The sequence below is a fragment of the Ekhidna sp. genome (assembly GCF_965228795.1).
GTDB lineage: Bacteria > Bacteroidota > Bacteroidia > Cytophagales > Cyclobacteriaceae > Ekhidna.
In genome coordinates, this window is the sequence record NZ_OZ245839.1 from 2,685,247 (window position 1) to 2,709,264 (window position 24,018).

At 41.5% G+C, this 24,018-nt stretch carries 17 protein-coding genes; 8 read left to right on the forward strand and 9 right to left on the reverse strand.

From position 1 onward, the window contains the following. Positions 1–224: 224 nt before the first annotated feature. Positions 225–416: a hypothetical protein gene (locus tag ACQK2H_RS12030; protein WP_425391694.1), complete on the forward strand. Its 192-nt coding sequence runs from the start codon at positions 225–227 to the stop codon at positions 414–416. Positions 417–1,331: 915 nt separating this feature from the next. On the opposite strand, the gene ACQK2H_RS12035 is transcribed toward ACQK2H_RS12030, so the two are convergent. From ACQK2H_RS12035 to ACQK2H_RS12045, 3 genes are all read right to left on the reverse strand, one after another. Continuing rightward, positions 1,332–2,249 carry a tyrosine-type recombinase/integrase gene (locus tag ACQK2H_RS12035; RefSeq protein WP_425391695.1) on the reverse strand — a complete coding sequence of 306 codons (918 nt, stop codon included), beginning with the start codon at positions 2,247–2,249 and terminating at the stop codon, positions 1,332–1,334. Further along, positions 2,215–3,231: a tyrosine-type recombinase/integrase gene (locus ACQK2H_RS12040; protein WP_425391696.1), complete on the reverse strand. Its 1,017-nt coding sequence runs from the start codon at positions 3,229–3,231 to the stop codon at positions 2,215–2,217. The genes ACQK2H_RS12035 and ACQK2H_RS12040 overlap by 35 nt, the downstream gene beginning before the upstream one ends. Before the next feature lie 79 nt (positions 3,232–3,310). Beyond that, positions 3,311–4,867 carry a hypothetical protein gene (locus ACQK2H_RS12045; protein ID WP_425391697.1) on the reverse strand — a complete coding sequence of 519 codons (1,557 nt, stop codon included), beginning with the start codon at positions 4,865–4,867 and terminating at the stop codon, positions 3,311–3,313. Between the two features lie 138 nt (positions 4,868–5,005). Here ACQK2H_RS12045 and ACQK2H_RS12050 point away from each other — a divergent pair, with 138 nt between their 5' ends. From ACQK2H_RS12050 to ACQK2H_RS12060, 3 genes are read left to right on the forward strand one after another with little or no spacing between them, the layout of a single operon-like run. Further along, the gene (locus ACQK2H_RS12050) at positions 5,006–5,344 is read left to right on the forward strand and encodes a helix-turn-helix domain-containing protein (RefSeq protein ID WP_425391698.1); all 339 of its coding nucleotides are present in this window, start codon (positions 5,006–5,008) and stop codon (positions 5,342–5,344) included. Then, positions 5,334–5,894: an SLATT domain-containing protein gene (locus ACQK2H_RS12055; protein WP_425391699.1), complete on the forward strand. Its 561-nt coding sequence runs from the start codon at positions 5,334–5,336 to the stop codon at positions 5,892–5,894. The genes ACQK2H_RS12050 and ACQK2H_RS12055 overlap by 11 nt, the downstream gene beginning before the upstream one ends. A gap of 1 nt (position 5,895) precedes the next feature. Next, positions 5,896–6,681, forward strand: coding sequence for an SMODS domain-containing nucleotidyltransferase (locus tag ACQK2H_RS12060; RefSeq protein ID WP_425391700.1), 786 nt, complete (start codon positions 5,896–5,898; stop codon positions 6,679–6,681). A gap of 341 nt (positions 6,682–7,022) precedes the next feature. Here ACQK2H_RS12060 and ACQK2H_RS12065 read toward each other — a convergent pair whose 3' ends face one another. Together ACQK2H_RS12065 and ACQK2H_RS12070 are read right to left on the reverse strand one after the other, a co-directional pair. Beyond that, complete coding sequence (locus tag ACQK2H_RS12065) at positions 7,023–7,943, reverse strand: RHS repeat-associated core domain-containing protein (protein WP_425393139.1); 921 nt, start codon at positions 7,941–7,943, stop codon at positions 7,023–7,025. A 91-nt stretch (positions 7,944–8,034) separates the two neighbouring features. Continuing rightward, on the reverse strand, positions 8,035–8,178 hold the full coding sequence (locus ACQK2H_RS12070) for a hypothetical protein (protein WP_425391693.1): 144 nt from the start codon (positions 8,176–8,178) through the stop codon (positions 8,035–8,037). A 752-nt stretch (positions 8,179–8,930) separates the two neighbouring features. Between ACQK2H_RS12070 and ACQK2H_RS12075 the strand changes: the two genes are divergently transcribed. Then, positions 8,931–9,122: a hypothetical protein gene (locus ACQK2H_RS12075; RefSeq protein ID WP_425391694.1), complete on the forward strand. Its 192-nt coding sequence runs from the start codon at positions 8,931–8,933 to the stop codon at positions 9,120–9,122. A 915-nt stretch (positions 9,123–10,037) separates the two neighbouring features. Here the strand turns inward: ACQK2H_RS12075 and ACQK2H_RS12080 are convergent. The 3 genes from ACQK2H_RS12080 to ACQK2H_RS12090 all read right to left on the reverse strand — a co-directional run bounded on the left by ACQK2H_RS12080 (position 10,038) and on the right by ACQK2H_RS12090 (position 13,573). After that, positions 10,038–10,955: a tyrosine-type recombinase/integrase gene (locus ACQK2H_RS12080; protein WP_425391695.1), complete on the reverse strand. Its 918-nt coding sequence runs from the start codon at positions 10,953–10,955 to the stop codon at positions 10,038–10,040. After that, positions 10,921–11,937: a tyrosine-type recombinase/integrase gene (locus tag ACQK2H_RS12085; RefSeq protein WP_425391696.1), complete on the reverse strand. Its 1,017-nt coding sequence runs from the start codon at positions 11,935–11,937 to the stop codon at positions 10,921–10,923. The genes ACQK2H_RS12080 and ACQK2H_RS12085 overlap by 35 nt, the downstream gene beginning before the upstream one ends. 79 nt (positions 11,938–12,016) lie before the next feature. Beyond that, the gene (locus ACQK2H_RS12090; RefSeq protein WP_425391697.1) at positions 12,017–13,573 is read right to left on the reverse strand and encodes a hypothetical protein; all 1,557 of its coding nucleotides are present in this window, start codon (positions 13,571–13,573) and stop codon (positions 12,017–12,019) included. Between the two features lie 138 nt (positions 13,574–13,711). On the opposite strand from ACQK2H_RS12090, the gene ACQK2H_RS12095 reads away from it, so the two are divergent. Genes ACQK2H_RS12095 through ACQK2H_RS12105 form a run of 3 tightly spaced genes read left to right on the forward strand, consistent with a single transcriptional unit; the run spans position 13,712 to position 15,387 of the window. Further along, positions 13,712–14,050 (forward strand): helix-turn-helix domain-containing protein, encoded by a 339-nt coding sequence (locus ACQK2H_RS12095; protein ID WP_425391698.1) that lies wholly within the window; start codon positions 13,712–13,714, stop codon positions 14,048–14,050. Continuing rightward, positions 14,040–14,600: an SLATT domain-containing protein gene (locus tag ACQK2H_RS12100; protein ID WP_425391699.1), complete on the forward strand. Its 561-nt coding sequence runs from the start codon at positions 14,040–14,042 to the stop codon at positions 14,598–14,600. Before ACQK2H_RS12095 ends, ACQK2H_RS12100 begins: the two co-directional genes overlap by 11 nt. Before the next feature lies 1 nt (position 14,601). Beyond that, positions 14,602–15,387 (forward strand): SMODS domain-containing nucleotidyltransferase, encoded by a 786-nt coding sequence (locus ACQK2H_RS12105; protein ID WP_425391700.1) that lies wholly within the window; start codon positions 14,602–14,604, stop codon positions 15,385–15,387. 341 nt (positions 15,388–15,728) lie between these two features. Here ACQK2H_RS12105 and ACQK2H_RS12110 read toward each other — a convergent pair whose 3' ends face one another. Continuing rightward, positions 15,729–24,014 carry a fibronectin type III domain-containing protein gene (locus ACQK2H_RS12110; RefSeq protein ID WP_425391701.1) on the reverse strand — a complete coding sequence of 2,762 codons (8,286 nt, stop codon included), beginning with the start codon at positions 24,012–24,014 and terminating at the stop codon, positions 15,729–15,731. Positions 24,015–24,018 lie beyond the last annotated feature (4 nt).

Sequence of the window (24,018 nt, forward strand, 5' to 3'; positions counted from 1 at the left end):
GACATTTTCTGCAACTGACTGGCATTAGTTACAATGGGTTTCAGGCAATGATCATTGATGAACATTCACTGCAATAGGGATTTTATGGTACAATAAAAGTTGCTCTGTTTGATTTAAGTGAACAATCTGACTAAAATTAGACCATTAATAGACCACTTATGGTCTATCCTGTTAATCATAACTAAATGATTAATAGCAAGATGCAATAACACTTCACACTCTGTGTGAATGCATCTTGCTTACCATTGTCCACATCCTCCTTTTTGCTATTTCCAAGCAAAGTTGACATCAGACCGATCAATGAAGCTTTGGTCTATGCGTTGATCTGCGTGGATTCATTGATTGGGTTGATGGGCCAAGCAGCTACTCATTTTCTCTGTGTGGTGATTGATCCGATGCGCGGCATGTGGTGGTGAACTTGTGCGGTAAGACAGGTAAAACAGCCTTGAGCTAGCATTGGGATTTTGTGCGGCGAGCCGTCTGCGAGTGCGAAGGAGGCCTGCCAGATGAAGGGCGATTAGCCCGCCTGGCAATGTGGCTTTAGCCAGTCCGACTGAGCCAGCAGGCTCGCATTAACACGGGCTGTGAGTGGATGTGGCCAGTGCTGGCAGAGGTGGGTTTGTGGGTTGTCAGCTCTGGCATCAGACACAGTAACAGCCGTGAGGAAGAAGGCAGGCTAAGCAGCCTACATGACAGACTCGTAGACCCGAAGGGCTGGAAGGTGCTGTAAGCTCCTGAACAGGTCTGGCGTGAAGGATGCAAGCCAACTGATGACGAACACCGCTTTACCTGTGGGGTGAAGGCCTTAAGCCGAACGAAGCGGGGGCAACTTGTACGCATTTCTTTCTCTATAACACGCGTACAAGTAGTGCCATTTGGCACTTTTTATGTATCGTACGATTTAAAATTTTAGTATCTTTATACTTCAATGGAGCTCATCAGAGACATATTCGTCAACCTCCTTTCAGACATCATTTCTTTTGGTGCAGGGGCTCTATTCACTAAATACTACCTTTTAAAAAAAATCTAATTGGGTATCCTCGAGGATCATCAATGAAGGGTGTTTAACCACCTTTTAACCAGTTCTATTTTTCAACATCTTTCTTTTCGGGGCAAAAAAGTCCAGATCAGATATTCCAGTGTTTAATATCGTTTAATTCTAGCCTTGATATTCTGTATCTTTACAGCCAATGGAGTTCCTAAAAGATATATCTATCAACCTCATATCTGAAGCAATCGCATTCGGTACGGGAGCTCTGTTATCTCGCCTAATCCTTTTAAAAAAAATCCCTTAGAGTTAAAAAAGGTCATATATTATAGATAGCAACTTTCTAACCAAGTGGATGGAACTGCTGGACTTCCTCTTTCAAGCCAATCAAATCATTCTCTAAAAAGCTTTCTGTGCTGCTGATGTATCTGTGTCCTGCCAGATATTGAACCTCTCTCAGATTGTACATTCTTAGCCACTTGGTAATTACACTTGCTCGTAGTTGCTGCGCATTCAAAACACTTGGATTCATCTTTCTCACCTTTACCATCAGCCTGGTCATGTAGTTGCTAAAGTTGCTTGCATTGCCACCATCACCGATAAACAGATTCTCATTTTCCTGCCGTTCCTGATACTTCCGTTTTGGATTGATTTCCTTGATCTCTGCCCGTACTCTCATCACATAATCGTATATCTCCATTACTTGATGAGCTTCCAGTTTCAACTTCCTTCCATTGCTTTTCCTACTTCCTTTCACATCTATTATTCCTTGTCTAAGATCAACATCTTTCACTTCCATTCTCGATAGCTCTGCAGTGGCCACTCCCTGATTCACTAACAGCCCTAACATCACTTTATTCCTGATCTCTTTGGGTGTGTCGATTGGATACTGATTGTAGAGTGATTGAAGCTCATGCGGCTCTAAAATGTGATACAACATCTTTCGCTTCACACCCTTTACTTCTACATCTGAAGCTGGGTTCACGTTGATCTTTCCTTCTCTCAACAGGTGCTCATAAAAGTGTTTGATGATTCCCATATAAGCTTGGATCGTTCGTTGTGTCGCTCCTTTTCTGCTCTTGTATTTCATGTACATCATCAGGTCATTGTAGCTCACTTCTTCTGCTTCCAGGTTCTCTTTTTCCAGCCACTTCCAGAACATGCGCATCACTACCATTCTTCTATCGATACTCTTGCTGGTAAATGCCTTTGATTTCAGGTACTCTCTAAAACTCGTCTTCTGATAGTCTGATACTTTCATACTCCTTGATGTTATTAAATGGCTGTGCTCGCTCAATCGGTATTCCTGCTACATGGGTGTAGATCTGTGTGCTCTCCAAGCTGCTATGGCCTAAAAACCTGCTGATGCTTTCCAGCTTCATTCCTGCCTGTAAAAAGTGTGTAGCTATGGAGTGCCTGAGTGTGTGTAGTCCGATCTCTTTCTCGATTAGGTCCAGATCACCTGTTTGATATTGCAGGTTCTTAAGGCGGACGAACAGGCTTTGTCCCTGCATCCGCTTGGCGGTCGTGTAAGCAACGAACACCGCATCTGTCTTAACTCCTTTGGTCAACTCGCCCCGATGATCGTAGATGTATTCAGTCAGGTATTTCAAGTTGGTTTTGCTGATGGGAACAAAGCGTTCTTTGTAGTTCTTCCCTTTGCGAACATGCAACACGGATCGATCAAAATTGATGTCACAGACATCTAACATTACACCTTCATTTCTTCTCAGCCCACAGCCATAAAACACTGCCAGCATTGCCCGATCTCTTGCCCTGATTGCTTCACTAACTTCTGGTGATACATTGAGTTTCTTTTCCCATTCCTGATAGGTTGCCTTGAATAGCAGACGGATTTCTTCTTCTGTCAGATAGATGATCTTGTTTACTGTTTCTTCATCCTTTAAAGTGATTTCCGGTATCTCCAGTCTTCCCACTTTTCGCAAGTAGCTCGTAAACTTTCTCAGACTCTGGATGTGTTTGTTCAGGTGTGCATTGCTCAGGCCACCGCCCCGCCTTTGGTTTCCTCTTTCCTTTAGTTGATGATAATATCTTTCAATGTGTTTGATGTTCAGTTCCTTGATGTTGTTGATGTCTTTGGATTCGAGGTAGTGCAATAGCTCCCTGATGTGATTGGGTAGATTGTAAACCGTACTTGGCGCATAGCCTTGTATGTCGAGCCATTCCTTAAAACTCTGCTCTAGGTAGCGATAAGAGGCATTTTGAAGGATCAGTTTTTTCATTCGGTTGGTGATTCGGATTCTGAGTGAACTACTTTGATTTTCTGGCTATATGTGCTGTAATTCTTGATATGTGGTTCATTTATGCCTTTGAACTTCTTTTGGGCTTCATGGACTTCTTAATCTCATCCACGATGTTATCGAGCACACTTTCGATCCGTTGATTCCTTTGCTTCTGATCTTCATAGGTGGTCACCTCATAGTTAAAGCCGTTCTTCTTGTCTCCCTTCACTTTCTGAACTAATCCCCATTCCTGCAAAGCGATCATGTAACGCTTTTGATTGCTCGCATTTACTCTCAGTTCCTTTCTGGCTGATGCATTCGTAAAGCTGTTCTTATCCTCTTTCTGTAGCCAGCTCTTCAACTGCTCGAAGTAGTTCCTGGTCGCTCCATTTAGATCATCTGATTTCCTCAATAGTATCTCCTTCATGAGCTTGTTTGCCTCTTGGATATCCTCGATAGTTGTTTCTATAAATTCCTCACCCGTTAGGGTGTCTGCTTGTCTCTCACGCTGATACTGATGATAAAAGGTCACCGCTTCTATGAAGGCCAGATAATGGGCATTTGTCCTTCTGGGTTTGAACACTTCCTTTGGGATGTGTAGATACTCTGCAAAGGGGTTTCGTACGGTGATCGGTTGCAGAACTCTTTGCATGTTTTTAAAAGCATCTATAATGTCCCACTGCTCCGACAGATCAACCTTTCCTGCACTCAGCCTCCTTTGATAGTTCATGATTCGTTCGTCCTGCTCTGCACTTTCATCTACATAGATCAGGAAGCTCCGGTTTGCATTGTCTTCATACATACTCTCTTTTGTCGTACATCCTGAGACACACACTGGCCCTTCTACTTTCAGGGTTACTGTTCGGGTTTCTCCTTTGGTGTTCTTGATTACTACCGTCTTGGTGATCTGCTTCTTACTCTTGATCTCTCTGAGTGGATAGAGTACTTCATCTGCTCCGTCCATATCCTCAATGAGTATGAGCTTGTTTCTCAGTTCCTGTTGCCCGAAGTAGTAAAATGCATTTCCTGATAGCTTGGTGATTTCCAGTTTGTCTTCATCCGGTATGAGTGCACTTACTTTTTCCTGTAGGTGTGTCTTTCCATTTCCTGAGCTTCCCAAGCTGATCACATGCAGAGGGGTTGCCCGCTTTCTACTTGTGAAGATGATGTACATCAAAAGCCTGTTGCTCTCTTCTCCGATCACTCCCGATCTTCCTATGTCTTCCATTGTGCGAGCCATCAGGTTTGGAGCTTTCAAGTAGCTCTGAGCTTCTTTTATCTCATCTGTGCTCAATAACTTCTTTTGATTTTCAGCGGACACAGTGCGCTCGATTTCTTCCAGCCTGTACTTCTCCAGCTCATCTGTCAAGTCTGTCAGTGCTGCTGCCGCTACACTGGTTCCGATCTCCAGCCGCTCTGCGATCTTCCGGATCAGCTTCTCAGTCTGGTTATCATTATACAAATCCAGATTGTGTCTGAGTGATAGATGCTCTACCTGAACCTTTAGGGTTACTCTCATTCTGTCCAAGCCTTCTAATCTGATTCCACCTAGTACTGCTATTTCCATTGGAGTGTGTTTGTAAATGATATGATCGGAGTTGGTAGTGTCGATGCGTAGCTTTCCAGAGGTGTTCATAAAAAAAGTTTTTTGATAAACATGTGATCCAAAAGTACCGCATGTTTTTCTTATCAGCAAGCAACATGTATTTCTTATGTGTCTCTTGTTTACCTAAATTTGATCTATTACTATCAAAAAGAGGTTCTTTAGATAAACATGATTACCATTGGAGAGCGTATAACGCAACTTAGGAAGCAAAAAAGCTGGTCACAAGATGAGCTAGCTAAACAGATTGATTCATCCCGTGTCATGATTGGCAAGTATGAACGTGGCGATAACTTGCCATCTATTGAAGTGATGGTAAAGCTGGCTAAAGCCTTTGAAGTCTCCGTAGATTTTCTGCTAGGTGAAGGGCAAAACGCCACTTATGATAAAGAGATGGTTAATCGACTGGATCAGGTAGAGAGCCTGCCTGCCCAAGAAAAGCAACGCATTTTCGATTATATGGATTTGGTTATCCGAGACTATAAAACAAAAGCTGCATATGGTGGGTAATTCTGAGAGTCAGACACTTCAGGCTGTGAGGAAGCTTAAAGTTGATTGCCTCTATAAAAAAAGCACTCACTTCAACGCAGCAAGAAGGTTAAAAACTGGAAGTGAACGCTTTAGAACTGCCCTAATTGTTGGAACAATAGCCGCTTCTTTTAGTACAATCATGAACGTTGGGATTTGGGATAAAATACCAGGAGAAAATACTTGGGTTCAAGTTATTGTCAATATTCTTGGAGCACTAGGCGGATTTCTCATCCTCTATACAACTACCTTTTCCGATTATAAGAATAAGATTGATATTGCTAATAAGCATGAAAATATCGCTAATGATCTGAACCTAATCTTCAAGCGAATAAGGAATACTGAAGCACGATATTTAGACAGCCTTATTAATGATTCAGGTCTTTCAGATGCATTGAAGCAGCTTACTGAAGATTACACTACTAAATGCTCTAATGCTCCCATTACAGCAGATGAAGATTTTCTCCAAGCAAAAGAGAACTTTGAAAAAGGCTACACAGCCGAATACACCGATAAAGAACTGAACTGCTAATATGTCTGTACTTAACCACTTAAAAACCACCGCCAGTAACCTAGTGCTTTCCGATACTGAAAAGAGTAGTATAAACACTTCTATTTCTACTTTAAGAATAAGATTAAATGATTGGTTTGGAAGCAGCAGCATCACGCAGTTAAAATTCGGATCTTCTACCAGAGGGACGATCCTTCCTAGAAAAGCAGACCAAAAATCTGATATCGATTACATGATCATTTTTAATAATGATGCTGGATATAAGCCCCAAACATTCATTGATCGATTAAGAAAGTTTGCACAAAATAAGTATAACACTTCTCAGATAGCTCAAAGTCATCCAACCGTAGTTCTGAGCCTTAATCATATCAAGTTTGATTTAGTGCCAGCTTATGAAGATTGGTGGTCTAAATACATTCCCGCTCCTAAATCTGATTACACAGACTGGCTATCCACAAGTCCTAATGATTTCAACAAAGAGCTTACAGATAAAAATGACTCTAACTATTCTTTGATTAAACCGATGATCCGGCTGGTCAAGTACTGGAACGCTCAAAATGGGTATGTATATGATTCTTATGAGCTTGAAAAAAGCTTGGTAGCAAATGGATATTGGTCTTGTTTCAACTTAAAAGATTACTTCTTCTCAGCAATTGATGACCTCTCTACATGGAACTTACCTCAATATAAAACGGATAAGGTCGAAAGAGCCAAAAGAATAGTTCAAGACACTAAAACTTACGAACAAGCTGATATGGCCTATCAAGCAGAGAACGAGATCAAAAAGATAATCCCAGTATTGTATTAAAAAACCCTCACATTTCTGCAAGGGTTTTGATTTACATATTCTTCCCATTTTTTTAGACTATTATTATAAAGTCTATCCGCTATTCCTCTTAGTTCGGAGCTTCAATATCCAGCTAAATATAAGATAAAAAATAACTGTCCAGAATAGTACATTCAATGGTAAGTAGACAATAGAATCGGCAATAAGCTCATTCCAAGGAATCGGAAATGTCAAAAAGAACAGAATGATTTTCTTATACAAACTAGTTTCGCCCCATGTCACTAGAAATACGGAACTGACAATAGCAACTAAACCATACAAGAGAAAAAAGATAATCGAATAGTAAATAGCTTTCTTATTTTTCATTCTACTCCTTGTTGTTTTAACCATTCAACCACAACACTTTTAATTCTTTGGTATGTATCATTTTGATCACCTTCACCCGTCCCAGGTCTTGCTAAATCAAAGTGAGGGCCTTCACCCGTGTTATCAGGATCAGCGTTTTGTTGTCCTCCCTGAATAAACTCTAAGATACTAGACGGATCACTTAATTTATCACCTTCAATGTCTATTCTCAGTACTTTACCAATGTTTTTATTTTTCTGAAGCTGTCTATACAATCTAGAATCAGAAGAAATAGGGCTTCCAATCAAAATTAAGTTGTCAATATATTGACCCTCATTAGCAAGTTTAAGAGCAGCATGTGCTTGCAATACACTACCGTAACTATAACCTGCTAGATTAAATTGCTCCCCGTCCTCCAAGGGATTTTCTTTTAAGTCAGCCCTAATTTCTTCGGCTGCCATATCAATCATTGGGTTTTCCCTTAACTTAAGTACTCCTTGCGCTTCATATCCTGCATTGTATCCGTTACTTCTATACATTGCAGTAAAGGCAATGTCATTATAAGTTCCATTTGATGCGTTTATTCGAGTAAATCCTTGGATACCACCTGTATCAAAAGCTCTTTGGAATTTATCAATATAATTCCATCCAATTTGATCATTGCCAGCACCTGCAACAAAGTAAACTCGTTTACCATCAGGGTCGATTGCATTTATTGGTGTGTTTAAGGCATAAACATAAGGTGAGGTTGGATAATATTCTTCGCCAGCAGGATCAATATGATTCCATCTGCCAAGATCAGCCATATACATCCTAGCACCATAGTCATGCCATCCCGTATTCTCGTCTAACTCTTTCCCATTATAAAGGTACTTCTGCTCTACACTAGCTGTTCTTTGGTAGGAGTTAAAAGTTAGACCGAAGGGAGTATAATCTATGCGAAAAAATGATGGACTTAGATTTTCTTCTAGTGCTCTCTAAAAAAATGTAAAAGAACTTTTTGGCTCATGCCGGTGCGAAGATAATCCATCATTTCTTTTTCTTAATACGTAACTGGCCCTTTTTAAAGTCAGCATTCAAGTCTAGCTCTCCCTTATGCTTAAGGGCAATAGAGATTGCTGTTAATAGCCCAATCACTATGACTAGTACTATCACTATTATTGTTATGCTCATATATGTTATTATTTCAATCAATATTTTCTGGCTACTCTTTTAAGAATATTATCATCAGATATTTTTTCGATTCAATCATAGCTTTTTCATCCGTTTCACAGTAGGACAACACAATCGAGGTAATGTATTTACACTCATTTTAATCTCACAGGACACACACTTTCAGCAAGCTAATCCAGCGTCTACAGCTGTGTTAGGACGTGAGTTTTAGCCAATAAAAAAGCCCACACAGCACATCATTTCCGATTTACTGTGTGGGCTCTCTTTAATTATTGCTTCCCGCTATTAAAGATACAAAATAAACAAACACGTTTTTTGAGTAGTGAAAAAGTTTTTGAAGAAGTGTGGAAAAGTTTTATCCCAAAGAACCCCTTCCCTTTCACTTTTACATAACATGCTCTTATACAAGCTCCTCGGATTGGTTTGATTTCATTTGCTCCTGCGGGTTGTATAAGCATATTATGTAAAGTACCCTGCGGGATACACGTGTCCAGTTCAGGGCTTCTTTGGTTCACACTATCATTCATTGACATTTTCTGCAACTGACTGGCATTAGTTACAATGGGTTTCAGGCAATGATCATTGATGAACATTCACTGCAATAGGGATTTTATGGTACAATAAAAGTTGCTCTGTTTGATTTAAGTGAACAATCTGACTAAAATTAGACCATTAATAGACCACTTATGGTCTATCCTGTTAATCATAACTAAATGATTAATAGCAAGATGCAATAACACTTCACACTCTGTGTGAATGCATCTTGCTTACCATTGTCCACATCCTCCTTTTTGCTATTTCCAAGCAAAGTTGACATCAGACCGATCAATGAAGCTTTGGTCTATGCGTTGATCTGCGTGGATTCATTGATTGGGTTGATGGGCCAAGCAGCTACTCATTTTCTCTGTGTGGTGATTGATCCGATGCGCGGCATGTGGTGGTGAACTTGTGCGGTAAGACAGGTAAAACAGCCTTGAGCTAGCATTGGGATTTTGTGCGGCGAGCCGTCTGCGAGTGCGAAGGAGGCCTGCCAGATGAAGGGCGATTAGCCCGCCTGGCAATGTGGCTTTAGCCAGTCCGACTGAGCCAGCAGGCTCGCATTAACACGGGCTGTGAGTGGATGTGGCCAGTGCTGGCAGAGGTGGGTTTGTGGGTTGTCAGCTCTGGCATCAGACACAGTAACAGCCGTGAGGAAGAAGGCAGGCTAAGCAGCCTACATGACAGACTCGTAGACCCGAAGGGCTGGAAGGTGCTGTAAGCTCCTGAACAGGTCTGGCGTGAAGGATGCAAGCCAACTGATGACGAACACCGCTTTACCTGTGGGGTGAAGGCCTTAAGCCGAACGAAGCGGGGGCAACTTGTACGCATTTCTTTCTCTATAACACGCGTACAAGTAGTGCCATTTGGCACTTTTTATGTATCGTACGATTTAAAATTTTAGTATCTTTATACTTCAATGGAGCTCATCAGAGACATATTCGTCAACCTCCTTTCAGACATCATTTCTTTTGGTGCAGGGGCTCTATTCACTAAATACTACCTTTTAAAAAAAATCTAATTGGGTATCCTCGAGGATCATCAATGAAGGGTGTTTAACCACCTTTTAACCAGTTCTATTTTTCAACATCTTTCTTTTCGGGGCAAAAAAGTCCAGATCAGATATTCCAGTGTTTAATATCGTTTAATTCTAGCCTTGATATTCTGTATCTTTACAGCCAATGGAGTTCCTAAAAGATATATCTATCAACCTCATATCTGAAGCAATCGCATTCGGTACGGGAGCTCTGTTATCTCGCCTAATCCTTTTAAAAAAAATCCCTTAGAGTTAAAAAAGGTCATATATTATAGATAGCAACTTTCTAACCAAGTGGATGGAACTGCTGGACTTCCTCTTTCAAGCCAATCAAATCATTCTCTAAAAAGCTTTCTGTGCTGCTGATGTATCTGTGTCCTGCCAGATATTGAACCTCTCTCAGATTGTACATTCTTAGCCACTTGGTAATTACACTTGCTCGTAGTTGCTGCGCATTCAAAACACTTGGATTCATCTTTCTCACCTTTACCATCAGCCTGGTCATGTAGTTGCTAAAGTTGCTTGCATTGCCACCATCACCGATAAACAGATTCTCATTTTCCTGCCGTTCCTGATACTTCCGTTTTGGATTGATTTCCTTGATCTCTGCCCGTACTCTCATCACATAATCGTATATCTCCATTACTTGATGAGCTTCCAGTTTCAACTTCCTTCCATTGCTTTTCCTACTTCCTTTCACATCTATTATTCCTTGTCTAAGATCAACATCTTTCACTTCCATTCTCGATAGCTCTGCAGTGGCCACTCCCTGATTCACTAACAGCCCTAACATCACTTTATTCCTGATCTCTTTGGGTGTGTCGATTGGATACTGATTGTAGAGTGATTGAAGCTCATGCGGCTCTAAAATGTGATACAACATCTTTCGCTTCACACCCTTTACTTCTACATCTGAAGCTGGGTTCACGTTGATCTTTCCTTCTCTCAACAGGTGCTCATAAAAGTGTTTGATGATTCCCATATAAGCTTGGATCGTTCGTTGTGTCGCTCCTTTTCTGCTCTTGTATTTCATGTACATCATCAGGTCATTGTAGCTCACTTCTTCTGCTTCCAGGTTCTCTTTTTCCAGCCACTTCCAGAACATGCGCATCACTACCATTCTTCTATCGATACTCTTGCTGGTAAATGCCTTTGATTTCAGGTACTCTCTAAAACTCGTCTTCTGATAGTCTGATACTTTCATACTCCTTGATGTTATTAAATGGCTGTGCTCGCTCAATCGGTATTCCTGCTACATGGGTGTAGATCTGTGTGCTCTCCAAGCTGCTATGGCCTAAAAACCTGCTGATGCTTTCCAGCTTCATTCCTGCCTGTAAAAAGTGTGTAGCTATGGAGTGCCTGAGTGTGTGTAGTCCGATCTCTTTCTCGATTAGGTCCAGATCACCTGTTTGATATTGCAGGTTCTTAAGGCGGACGAACAGGCTTTGTCCCTGCATCCGCTTGGCGGTCGTGTAAGCAACGAACACCGCATCTGTCTTAACTCCTTTGGTCAACTCGCCCCGATGATCGTAGATGTATTCAGTCAGGTATTTCAAGTTGGTTTTGCTGATGGGAACAAAGCGTTCTTTGTAGTTCTTCCCTTTGCGAACATGCAACACGGATCGATCAAAATTGATGTCACAGACATCTAACATTACACCTTCATTTCTTCTCAGCCCACAGCCATAAAACACTGCCAGCATTGCCCGATCTCTTGCCCTGATTGCTTCACTAACTTCTGGTGATACATTGAGTTTCTTTTCCCATTCCTGATAGGTTGCCTTGAATAGCAGACGGATTTCTTCTTCTGTCAGATAGATGATCTTGTTTACTGTTTCTTCATCCTTTAAAGTGATTTCCGGTATCTCCAGTCTTCCCACTTTTCGCAAGTAGCTCGTAAACTTTCTCAGACTCTGGATGTGTTTGTTCAGGTGTGCATTGCTCAGGCCACCGCCCCGCCTTTGGTTTCCTCTTTCCTTTAGTTGATGATAATATCTTTCAATGTGTTTGATGTTCAGTTCCTTGATGTTGTTGATGTCTTTGGATTCGAGGTAGTGCAATAGCTCCCTGATGTGATTGGGTAGATTGTAAACCGTACTTGGCGCATAGCCTTGTATGTCGAGCCATTCCTTAAAACTCTGCTCTAGGTAGCGATAAGAGGCATTTTGAAGGATCAGTTTTTTCATTCGGTTGGTGATTCGGATTCTGAGTGAACTACTTTGATTTTCTGGCTATATGTGCTGTAATTCTTGATATGTGGTTCATTTATGCCTTTGAACTTCTTTTGGGCTTCATGGACTTCTTAATCTCATCCACGATGTTATCGAGCACACTTTCGATCCGTTGATTCCTTTGCTTCTGATCTTCATAGGTGGTCACCTCATAGTTAAAGCCGTTCTTCTTGTCTCCCTTCACTTTCTGAACTAATCCCCATTCCTGCAAAGCGATCATGTAACGCTTTTGATTGCTCGCATTTACTCTCAGTTCCTTTCTGGCTGATGCATTCGTAAAGCTGTTCTTATCCTCTTTCTGTAGCCAGCTCTTCAACTGCTCGAAGTAGTTCCTGGTCGCTCCATTTAGATCATCTGATTTCCTCAATAGTATCTCCTTCATGAGCTTGTTTGCCTCTTGGATATCCTCGATAGTTGTTTCTATAAATTCCTCACCCGTTAGGGTGTCTGCTTGTCTCTCACGCTGATACTGATGATAAAAGGTCACCGCTTCTATGAAGGCCAGATAATGGGCATTTGTCCTTCTGGGTTTGAACACTTCCTTTGGGATGTGTAGATACTCTGCAAAGGGGTTTCGTACGGTGATCGGTTGCAGAACTCTTTGCATGTTTTTAAAAGCATCTATAATGTCCCACTGCTCCGACAGATCAACCTTTCCTGCACTCAGCCTCCTTTGATAGTTCATGATTCGTTCGTCCTGCTCTGCACTTTCATCTACATAGATCAGGAAGCTCCGGTTTGCATTGTCTTCATACATACTCTCTTTTGTCGTACATCCTGAGACACACACTGGCCCTTCTACTTTCAGGGTTACTGTTCGGGTTTCTCCTTTGGTGTTCTTGATTACTACCGTCTTGGTGATCTGCTTCTTACTCTTGATCTCTCTGAGTGGATAGAGTACTTCATCTGCTCCGTCCATATCCTCAATGAGTATGAGCTTGTTTCTCAGTTCCTGTTGCCCGAAGTAGTAAAATGCATTTCCTGATAGCTTGGTGATTTCCAGTTTGTCTTCATCCGGTATGAGTGCACTTACTTTTTCCTGTAGGTGTGTCTTTCCATTTCCTGAGCTTCCCAAGCTGATCACATGCAGAGGGGTTGCCCGCTTTCTACTTGTGAAGATGATGTACATCAAAAGCCTGTTGCTCTCTTCTCCGATCACTCCCGATCTTCCTATGTCTTCCATTGTGCGAGCCATCAGGTTTGGAGCTTTCAAGTAGCTCTGAGCTTCTTTTATCTCATCTGTGCTCAATAACTTCTTTTGATTTTCAGCGGACACAGTGCGCTCGATTTCTTCCAGCCTGTACTTCTCCAGCTCATCTGTCAAGTCTGTCAGTGCTGCTGCCGCTACACTGGTTCCGATCTCCAGCCGCTCTGCGATCTTCCGGATCAGCTTCTCAGTCTGGTTATCATTATACAAATCCAGATTGTGTCTGAGTGATAGATGCTCTACCTGAACCTTTAGGGTTACTCTCATTCTGTCCAAGCCTTCTAATCTGATTCCACCTAGTACTGCTATTTCCATTGGAGTGTGTTTGTAAATGATATGATCGGAGTTGGTAGTGTCGATGCGTAGCTTTCCAGAGGTGTTCATAAAAAAAGTTTTTTGATAAACATGTGATCCAAAAGTACCGCATGTTTTTCTTATCAGCAAGCAACATGTATTTCTTATGTGTCTCTTGTTTACCTAAATTTGATCTATTACTATCAAAAAGAGGTTCTTTAGATAAACATGATTACCATTGGAGAGCGTATAACGCAACTTAGGAAGCAAAAAAGCTGGTCACAAGATGAGCTAGCTAAACAGATTGATTCATCCCGTGTCATGATTGGCAAGTATGAACGTGGCGATAACTTGCCATCTATTGAAGTGATGGTAAAGCTGGCTAAAGCCTTTGAAGTCTCCGTAGATTTTCTGCTAGGTGAAGGGCAAAACGCCACTTATGATAAAGAGATGGTTAATCGACTGGATCAGGTAGAGAGCCTGCCTGCCCAAGAAAAGCAACGCATTTTCGATTATATGGATTTGGTTATCCGAGACTATAAAACAAAAGCTGCATATGGTGGGTAATTCTGAGAGTCAGACACTTCAGGCTGTGAGGAAGCTTAAAGTTGATTGCCTCTATAAAAAAAGCACTCACTTCAACGCAGCAAGAAGGTTAAAAACTGGAAGTGAACGCTTTAGAACTGCCCTAATTGTTGGAACAATAGCCGCTTCTTTTAGTACAATCATGAACGTTGGGATTTGGGATAAAATACCAGGAGAAAATACTTGGGTTCAAGTTATTGTCAATATTCTTGGAGCACTAGGCGGATTTCTCATCCTCTATACAACTACCTTTTCCGATTATAAGAATAAGATTGATATTGCTAATAAGCATGAAAATATCGCTAATGATCTGAACCTAATCTTCAAGCGAATAAGGAATACTGAAGCACGATATTTAGACAGCCTTATTAATGATTCAGGTCTTTCAGATGCATTGAAGCAGCTTACTGAAGATTACACTACTAAATGCTCTAATGCTCCCATTACAGCAGATGAAGATTTTCTCCAAGCAAAAGAGAACTTTGAAAAAGGCTACACAGCCGAATACACCGATAAAGAACTGAACTGCTAATATGTCTGTACTTAACCACTTAAAAACCACCGCCAGTAACCTAGTGCTTTCCGATACTGAAAAGAGTAGTATAAACACTTCTATTTCTACTTTAAGAATAAGATTAAATGATTGGTTTGGAAGCAGCAGCATCACGCAGTTAAAATTCGGATCTTCTACCAGAGGGACGATCCTTCCTAGAAAAGCAGACCAAAAATCTGATATCGATTACATGATCATTTTTAATAATGATGCTGGATATAAGCCCCAAACATTCATTGATCGATTAAGAAAGTTTGCACAAAATAAGTATAACACTTCTCAGATAGCTCAAAGTCATCCAACCGTAGTTCTGAGCCTTAATCATATCAAGTTTGATTTAGTGCCAGCTTATGAAGATTGGTGGTCTAAATACATTCCCGCTCCTAAATCTGATTACACAGACTGGCTATCCACAAGTCCTAATGATTTCAACAAAGAGCTTACAGATAAAAATGACTCTAACTATTCTTTGATTAAACCGATGATCCGGCTGGTCAAGTACTGGAACGCTCAAAATGGGTATGTATATGATTCTTATGAGCTTGAAAAAAGCTTGGTAGCAAATGGATATTGGTCTTGTTTCAACTTAAAAGATTACTTCTTCTCAGCAATTGATGACCTCTCTACATGGAACTTACCTCAATATAAAACGGATAAGGTCGAAAGAGCCAAAAGAATAGTTCAAGACACTAAAACTTACGAACAAGCTGATATGGCCTATCAAGCAGAGAACGAGATCAAAAAGATAATCCCAGTATTGTATTAAAAAACCCTCACATTTCTGCAAGGGTTTTGATTTACATATTCTTCCCATTTTTTTAGACTATTATTATAAAGTCTATCCGCTATTCCTCTTAGTTCGGAGCTTCAATATCCAGCTAAATATAAGATAAAAAATAACTGTCCAGAATAGTACATTCAATGGTAAGTAGACAATAGAATCGGCAATAAGCTCATTCCAAGGAATCGGAAATGTCAAAAAGAACAGAATGATTTTCTTATACAAACTAGTTTCGCCCCATGTCACTAGAAATACGGAACTGACAATAGCAACTAAACCATACAAGAGAAAAAAGATAATCGAATAGTAAATAGCTTTCTTATTTTTCATTCTACTCCTTGTTGTTTTAACCATTCAACCACAACACTTTTAATTCTTTGGTATGTATCATTTTGATCACCTTCACCCGTCCCAGGTCTTGCTAAATCAAAGTGAGGGCCTTCACCCGTGTTATCAGGATCAGCGTTTTGTTGTCCTCCCTGAATAAACTCTAAGATACTAGACGGATCACTTAATTTATCACCTTCAATGTCTATTCTCAGTACTTTACCAATGTTTTTATTTTTCTGAAGCTGTCTATACAATCTAGAATCAGAAGAAATAGGGCTTCCAATCAAAATTAAGTTGTCAATATATTGACCCTCATTAGCAAGTTTAAGAGCAGCATGTGCTTGCAATACACTACCGTAACTATAACCTGCTAGATTAAATTGCTCCCCGTCCTCCAAGGGATTTTCTTTTAAGTCAGCCCTAATTTCTTCGGCTGCCATATCAATCATTGGGTTTTCCCTTAACTTAAGTACTCCTTGCGCTTCATATCCTGCATTGTATCCGTTACTTCTATACATTGCAGTAAAGGCAATGTCATTATAAGTTCCATTTGATGCGTTTATTCGAGTAAATCCTTGGATACCACCTGTATCAAAAGCTCTTTGGAATTTATCAATATAATTCCATCCAATTTGATCATTGCCAGCACCTGCAACAAAGTAAACTCGTTTACCATCAGGGTCGATTGCATTTATTGGTGTGTTTAAGGCATAAACATAAGGTGAGGTTGGATAATATTCTTCGCCAGCAGGATCAATATGATTCCATCTGCCAAGATCAGCCATATACATCCTAGCACCATAGTCATGCCATCCCGTATTCTCGTCTAACTCTTTCCCATTATAAAGGTACTTCTGCTCTACACTAGCTGTTCTTTGGTAGGAGTTAAAAGTTAGACCGAAAGGATAGTAATCCTGAGAGCTATTCACTACCAAACTAGTTGCTGCGCTCTCCTGTATAATCTTCAGATCGTCGAAGTAGACCTCTGCATCCTGGTTGCTTTCGTTTACAATGTATACAAACAGAAATCCATCCTCCGTAAATCCGTCGACTACTGTTTCCAGTTTCGCAAAAGCACCTTCTGCCTCCGCTCCTACAGCAATGAACCCAGAGTGTGACTGCTGGAAGGCATGTGCCTCATCAAAGAACAGGTATTGCAGGTATGCACGTGGCTCTCCACTGTCTGCATCTGCAAAGAGTCCGTTTGCTACCGGATTGGATAATGCATTATTCAATGAACCGGAAGCACTCTCCCCGCCCGTGCCAGCACTGGCGCCACCAAATGCACCGGAAATCACACTGGCTATATCCGCAACAGAGGTATTGTTCCAGCTACTAAACGTATACTTCGTCCATACTTCCAGCTCGATCTTATCTCCGGCTGTGATATTTAGCACCTTTGCAGGGCCTACTTGTCGGCCTGCTACCACCCCATTCAGCGCTACACTTTCATTACCTAGTGGGGTTCGGTTTTCGGTATTTACACGCGTATTGGTCGGAAACTCAAAGTAGCTTTCTTCGTATCCCGAGCGCTCAGTTTCCATGGTGGCCTTGTACTCCTCCCGCTCAGGAAGGTCGCCAAACGCCACACGCGTATTGCCCAGGTGATCTTTTAGGAAATATTCATATCCATAGCTATTGGCGTATTTAATGGCTCGTCCTTCTGAGGTGAACAAGAAACTCAGCTCCTGATCTTCATATACACCAAGCCCCAGGTAGTCGGTCACTTTTGGGGTGTTTATACCATCGTCTACGGTTTGTCTAAGCTTGATGCCTGCCGCATCGTATTCATAGGTGATCAATTTACCATCCAGAAACTCTACTTCTATCGGCAAGTTGAGGTGATTATACTCAATGCGCACAATCTCTTTATTCACATCAGCTATCATGTTTCCATTTGCATCATAATAGTACAGCTCACCAGGAATCCCTCCTATTTCCTTATATCCCTCAGCATCATCACCAGTATCATCAACACGGTAAAGCCTGTTGCTTTGGTTGCCATCTTCGTATTCATAGGCCAGCAAATCCATATCGATAAGGGTGTCGTTTAGTTTCCCTCTTCTATTCAGTGTTAGGATATTTCCATTCTCATCGTAGGAGGCATTCATGGAGTAAAACGCTTGCCCGGTAAAGTTGGTATCTGTATTAAAAGTACCATAAGTGGCTTTGGTCAGACGGCTCACTTTATCATAATGATAGACGTACGCTTGTTCAGTTGGTGTATCCACCAGGTTGTTGGAGCTCCATTTTACTCCAGCAATATTCCCTCCATACTGTTTTTCTAAAACCTCACCATTTGCTGTATACTGATCCTGATTGTAAAACAGGCGCATGCCAAACAAATCATTGGTATCATCGTTGGTGGTACCCCCGTCGTTTTGCAGTTTGTGGTTGTTGATATCGGTCAGCCACCCTCGGATGTTGTATCGATAGTCTGTGGATTGGAGGAAGGAAACACCCCCCTGTCCCCCCTGAAGGGGGGAATGCAGATTCTTTTCAATAAGCTCTCCAAGCTCATTGTATTGATTTTCGGTAACTAGTACGCGAGCTTCATTATCGATGGTGTTGTACTCCCGAAGCAGTCTGTTTGCATGATCGTATTCAAACTCTTTCAACACTGCAACTGACTCGTATGAAGAGCTGTGATCCTGAAGTGTTTTCACTACATTTCCTATGAAATCATAGGCATTGCTGGATCGATCGATACCACCCAGATGGTTGTTAGAAACAGATTGAATCGGACGGTACTTATCATCATAATAAGAGGTGGTTCTTATCCAATCCTGCCCTATGGCTCGTGTCATTGAACCGGTCACCTGACCTTTGACCTGATCATTAAAAGTCAGATCAAACCCAGATTGAGCCGCAAATACCAGATCAGCCCAGTCAGCATCCATGAAGTCATAATCATCATAGAACGTGACAGTCAATACATCGGTGATTTGCGCGCTGGTTGGATAGGCATTGTTGAGGCTATATCCTACTTCATTTGATGCACTACTTTCATACCTGGTTGGATAAGTATCCAACTCACCCTGAATGGTAGCTCTATCACGATTATCTGTCATGATCCCTGTCATGATCGGACGGTTGAGCTGATCATATTTGGTATAAAGCCATTCTTTAGGCGATTCGTTGCGCTGATTCCCATCTTGCGTCATCACCAAACGATCCCACTGATCATACACCATGTGAACACCTTCCGCTCCAGGTACATATTTCTTAACCATGCGCTTTCTGCCATCGTAGTGGTATTCAAACGCTAGCGCTCGAACCTGAGTCAGGTTAGGAGCATCGGTCAAGGCAGCAAGTTTTGGAGGGATCACGAAGCGAAGGTTCCCAAAATCATCATAGATGTAATAGGTGTCGTACCAAACTACAGGCGTTTCATTGGCTTTCACACGCTTCAAAACAGTTTGCCCAATTCCATTGGTATAGGTTTTCGTCACCTGTCCATCTTCGGCAGTAACTTCCACCACGTTTAGTTGGTTGGCTAAATAGGTAGCCGTAGAAACTGGCAGATCATTTGAAATGGCCCACTTCTTCGCTTCTCCGGCCGTGTTGAAGGTGTAGTTGTTAGTCACCGTCCTATTGTTGTCATACCAGTCCTGTCCCTGAGGAATGGTTGCCAGTACCCTGCTTAATGGACTGGCCTCAAATTCAGTTTCACTGAAAGGACGTGAATCATGAGCAACTTTATCTGCATTGATAAAGAAAGAGATTTGTGCAGTAACAGCATCTGTATGGAATGCACCATTGTTTACATCAGTAAATGGTAAACGTTGTATGGATCGTCTACCAAATTCATCGTATTCCACTACCTGGATCACATCTTTTCCTGAGGGTGAAGCTTTCAGGTTCACGGACTGTTTACTTCTACCCAACCCATCAAAATAGGCATAGGTGGTGGACATTTTAGTTGCGTCCAGAATGGAAAGCTCCTCATCTGTTTGTACAGGTACCATAGGTACTTCAGTTCTTACAAAGTTTTCATTCGGAGATGGAGGCGTATTGCATGAGTAATTGAATGTTACAACATTCGAATAGATTGGTGATCCGGTACACAGCTGGGCTCCTTTCAGTTTGAACTGATCCTGATAATATGTTTCTGCAGTAGCTGTATAGGTCGCTCCTGCATTGGTTAATGCGCCTAAATCTACTTCCTGCCCATCACGCACAACAACCAGTTTGGCCGTATTCATATCCAATCGACTATCACCTTTGGTGAAGGATAGACTTACTGTTTCACCCGGGCAAACATCATTTGTAATCGAAGTGGCTAAGGTTCCCACATCGCTAATCGGAGCAGTTGTCTGAATGGTTAGCTCCGGTGAAGTTTTCCATCCGCTATCACCTGAGCGAACCCTCCTTCGGAATTTAGTTGCAGATGAGATATTGATCGTAGGATCGTAATTATTGGATGTATTGGTAGCCAATGTTTGCCATGAGCCATTGTAATACTGCCACTGATATTCATAAGTACCCGTACCACCTGATGGCGTGGTTCCATTTATCTGCCCAGGTGATGAACCCGGACAAACATCTTCACTATAACTGATGCTACCCGGCAATACCAATGGATGCACAGTGATGGTTGATGAATACGCGGAATTGATACTTGAGCTAGATGTGGCTCTTACTCGATAATAGTAAGTAGTTCCATAGCTGATCCCGGTTACACTTGCAGATGTACCTGAAACCGTTTGGTCATTGAAGATCGAGGAGAAGCTCGATGAAGTTGACACCTGAATTCGATACGTGTTTGCTCCGGAAACAGAACTCCAGTTAGCAGTAAAGGAGGTTTGTGCCTTATTGGATTCTTCTGAAGCGACCGGTGCGCTTAGTGTAGTATTGGACTCTTTAAATCCGGAATAAGCGGTTGTGTAAGCTGAGCTTACAGCTTTTACACGGTAGTAGTATTTCTTACCTGGTGTCAATCCAGTCACGGTATAGTTTGTACCAGAAACAGATTTCCCATTAAATCCGCTTACATGGCTGCTAAATGCGGAGTTTGTAGATACGTATAGTAAGTAACTTGTAGCACCTGAAACACTCGTCCAATTAGCTGTAAATCGATCCGTCTGCTTGCTGGTTGGATTAGATACGGATGGTATACTCAATGTGGTATTCGTCGCTTTAGAACTTGAATAACCTGTGATGTATGGTGTGCTAACAGCCTTCACTCGATAATAGTAATTGGTACCTGGAGCCAAACCTGTGACTGTATGGCTTGATCCAGTCACTGATTTTCCGTTGTATCCACTTACATGACTACTGAAGCTGGAATTGGTAGAAACATAGAGTTTATAGCTTGTAGCGCCTGTTACACCCATCCAATTGGCCGTAAATTGATTTGTTTGAAGGCTCGATGCGTTGGCAATCACAGGTGTTGATAAAGTAGTATTGGCAGTTTTTGAGGATGAATAGCTTGTGGTATATGCCGGACTTGAAGCCTTCACACGATAGTAATAATGCGTTCCCGGGTTAAGTCCAGTAATGGTATAATTCGTTCCATTAATTGTTTTACCAGAATAACCACTTAAATGAGAGCTGAAACTAGAATTCGTAGATACATAAAGTAGATACCGTGTTGCGCCAGTTACACTCCCCCAGTTTGCAGTAAACCGATCCGTTTGCTTGCTTGTAGGATTAGCAACTGTCGGGGTGCTCATAGTCGTATTTGAGGCTTTATAAGACGAGTATCCAGTAGTGTATGGAGAACTTACTGCTTTTACTCGATAGTAGTAATTCGTTCCCGGAGAGAGCCCTGTGATTGTATGGCTAGTTCCTGAGATCGTTTTCCCTGAGTATCCACTTACATGACTACTAAAACTTGAACTTGTGGAAACATACAGCTTATAACTTGTTGCACCAGACACACTACCCCAATTAGCCGTAAACCTGTCGTTTTGTTTGCTTGTCGGATTACCAATTGATGGCGTACTTAAGATGGTATTTGATGATTTAGAGGAAGAATAGCCTGTAGTATACACAGAACTAACTGCCTTTACACGATAATAGTAGTGCGTACCCGGTGATAGGCCAGTGACAGTATGACTTGTCCCTGAAATGGTCTTTCCGGCATATCCACTAACATAATTACTATAGTTGGAAGTGGTTGATACATACAACTTATAGCTGGTTGCACCAGACACATTACCCCAATTGGCTGTGAATCGATCCGTTTGCTTGCTCGTTGGATTTCCAATAGATGGTGTACTTAATGTAGTATTGGATGCTTTAGATCCGGAATAGCCAGTTGTATAAGCAGAACTTACGGCTTTTACTCTGTAATAGTATCGTTTACCGGGTGATAATCCAGTAACTGTATGACTTGTTCCACTAATTGTTTTTCCTGCGTATCCACTAACATAACTACTATAACTAGAACTAGTAGAAACATAAAGCTTATAGCTAGTTGCGCCTGAAACACTGCCCCAATTAGCTGTAAAGCGATCGGTCTTTTTACTCGTAGGATTACCAATGGAAGGGGTACTCATTGTGGTATTAGAGGTCTTGGAGGAGGAATAACCAGTAGTATAAACGGAACTTACTGCCTTCACTCTATAATAGTAATGCTTACCCGGGGATAATCCAGTTATGGTATGACTAGTTCCAGAAATGGTCTTTCCTGCATAGCCACTTACGTAACTGCTATAATTGGAGGTAGTAGATACATAAAGTTTATAGCTAGTTGCTCCTGATACACTTCCCCAGTTTGCAGTAAATCGATCCGTTTGTTTACTTGTTGGATTGCCGATTGAAGGTGTACTTAATATCGTATTAGAAGCTTTAGATGATGAGTAACCTGTGGTATATACAGAACTAACTGCCTTAACGCGATAGTAGTACCTTTTTCCTGGTGAGAGTCCAGTTACTGTATGACTTGTTCCAGTCACTGTTTTTCCTGCGTATCCACTAACATAACTACTATAACTAGAGCTAGTAGAGACATAAAGCTTATAGCTAGTTGCGCCTGAAACACTGCCCCAATTAGCTGTAAAGCGATCGGTCTTTTTACTGGTAGGATTACCAATAGAAGGAGTGCTCAAAGTTGTATTAGAAGCCTTTGACGAAGAGTATCCGGTAGTATAAACTGAACTTACCGCCTTAACACGATAGTAATATCTTTTACCAGGTGAAAGCCCAGTAACCACATGACTGGTTCCACTGTTGGTTTTACCGGCATAGCCACTTACATGACTGCTAAAATTGGAAGTTGTCGATACATAAAGTTTATAACTAGTCGCCCCAGAGACACTTCCCCAATTCGCAGTAAAGCGATCAGTTTGTTTGCTTGTTGGGTTACTAACGGAAGGAGTACTTAAGGTCGTATTTGAGGCTTTGGATGATGAATACCCGGAAGTATAGGCTGGAGCAACTGCCTTTAATCTATAGTAATATCTCTTTCCTGGAGAAAGACCTGTAACCACGTGACTAGCTCCGGATACTGTTTTTCCGCTATAGCCACTTACATGGCTGCTAAAATTAGATGCAGTAGAAACGTACAACTTATAGCTTGTAGCGCCTGATACGCTATTCCATTTTGCAGTAAAACGATCAGTGGATTTATTACTTGGGTTAACAACGGAGGGTGTACTTAAGGTGGTATTCGCAGTAATTGTATTAGAATACCCAGACATACTTCCGTTCGGTTTTTTGGTACGAACACGGTAGTAGTAGTACCTTCCAGGAGTCAATCCAGTTACGCTATAAAAATTTGGAATATATGCGCCCCCTCCTGGTCCTTGTAGTCCTCCATCACCTTCTATTAGTTTTCCATTGTAGCCCGAAACATAACTGGTAAAGCTGCTATTAGTAGCAACATATAAATAATAGCCTGCAGCGCCACTTACTTCATTCCAGTTGGCCTGAAAACTAGTAGTATTTTTCTGAGTTTCTTCCGTAGCTGTTGGAGTATAAGTCACTACAGTTACGTATTTGGTATCTGTATAGATATTACCATTAATGTTAGCAGTGACTTTGACCCACCTTGATGAACCTAAAGAAGTCCACTTAACATTTACAGAACTACTGTTTGATGATATAATTTGCCCCCCACTGACCTGATAAGAAGGACGCATTGGTGTGCCACCTGAAGATGAAACAGTGTAGGTATAGGTTCCATTCAATTCGACAGTTGATGGGCCGGACAATGAAATACTTGTGAATCCACCTCCACCTCCACCGTCCGGTGGACAGATAAGGCATAGTTGTTGAGAAAAAGATAAAAATACTGAAAAGGATAAAACAATAAAGACAACTGCGCGCAAGTACATAAAT

Excerpts from the sequence above, each read along its gene's own strand:
- ACQK2H_RS12040 (WP_425391696.1), bottom strand. The coding sequence starts at position 3,231 with ATGAAAAAACTGATCCTTCAAAATGCCTCTTATCGCTACCTAGAGCAG.
- ACQK2H_RS12070 (WP_425391693.1), bottom strand. The coding sequence starts at position 8,178 with ATGAGCATAACAATAATAGTGATAGTACTAGTCATAGTGATTGGGCTA.
- ACQK2H_RS12085 (WP_425391696.1), bottom strand. The coding sequence starts at position 11,937 with ATGAAAAAACTGATCCTTCAAAATGCCTCTTATCGCTACCTAGAGCAG.
- ACQK2H_RS12105 (WP_425391700.1), top strand. The coding sequence starts at position 14,602 with ATGTCTGTACTTAACCACTTAAAAACCACCGCCAGTAACCTAGTGCTT.
- ACQK2H_RS12080 (WP_425391695.1), bottom strand. The coding sequence starts at position 10,955 with ATGAAAGTATCAGACTATCAGAAGACGAGTTTTAGAGAGTACCTGAAA.
- ACQK2H_RS12035 (WP_425391695.1), bottom strand. The coding sequence starts at position 2,249 with ATGAAAGTATCAGACTATCAGAAGACGAGTTTTAGAGAGTACCTGAAA.
- ACQK2H_RS12055 (WP_425391699.1), top strand. The coding sequence starts at position 5,334 with ATGGTGGGTAATTCTGAGAGTCAGACACTTCAGGCTGTGAGGAAGCTT.
- ACQK2H_RS12100 (WP_425391699.1), top strand. The coding sequence starts at position 14,040 with ATGGTGGGTAATTCTGAGAGTCAGACACTTCAGGCTGTGAGGAAGCTT.
- ACQK2H_RS12090 (WP_425391697.1), bottom strand. The coding sequence starts at position 13,573 with ATGAACACCTCTGGAAAGCTACGCATCGACACTACCAACTCCGATCAT.
- ACQK2H_RS12050 (WP_425391698.1), top strand. The coding sequence starts at position 5,006 with ATGATTACCATTGGAGAGCGTATAACGCAACTTAGGAAGCAAAAAAGC.
- ACQK2H_RS12095 (WP_425391698.1), top strand. The coding sequence starts at position 13,712 with ATGATTACCATTGGAGAGCGTATAACGCAACTTAGGAAGCAAAAAAGC.
- ACQK2H_RS12110 (WP_425391701.1), bottom strand. The coding sequence starts at position 24,014 with ATGTACTTGCGCGCAGTTGTCTTTATTGTTTTATCCTTTTCAGTATTT.
- ACQK2H_RS12045 (WP_425391697.1), bottom strand. The coding sequence starts at position 4,867 with ATGAACACCTCTGGAAAGCTACGCATCGACACTACCAACTCCGATCAT.
- ACQK2H_RS12060 (WP_425391700.1), top strand. The coding sequence starts at position 5,896 with ATGTCTGTACTTAACCACTTAAAAACCACCGCCAGTAACCTAGTGCTT.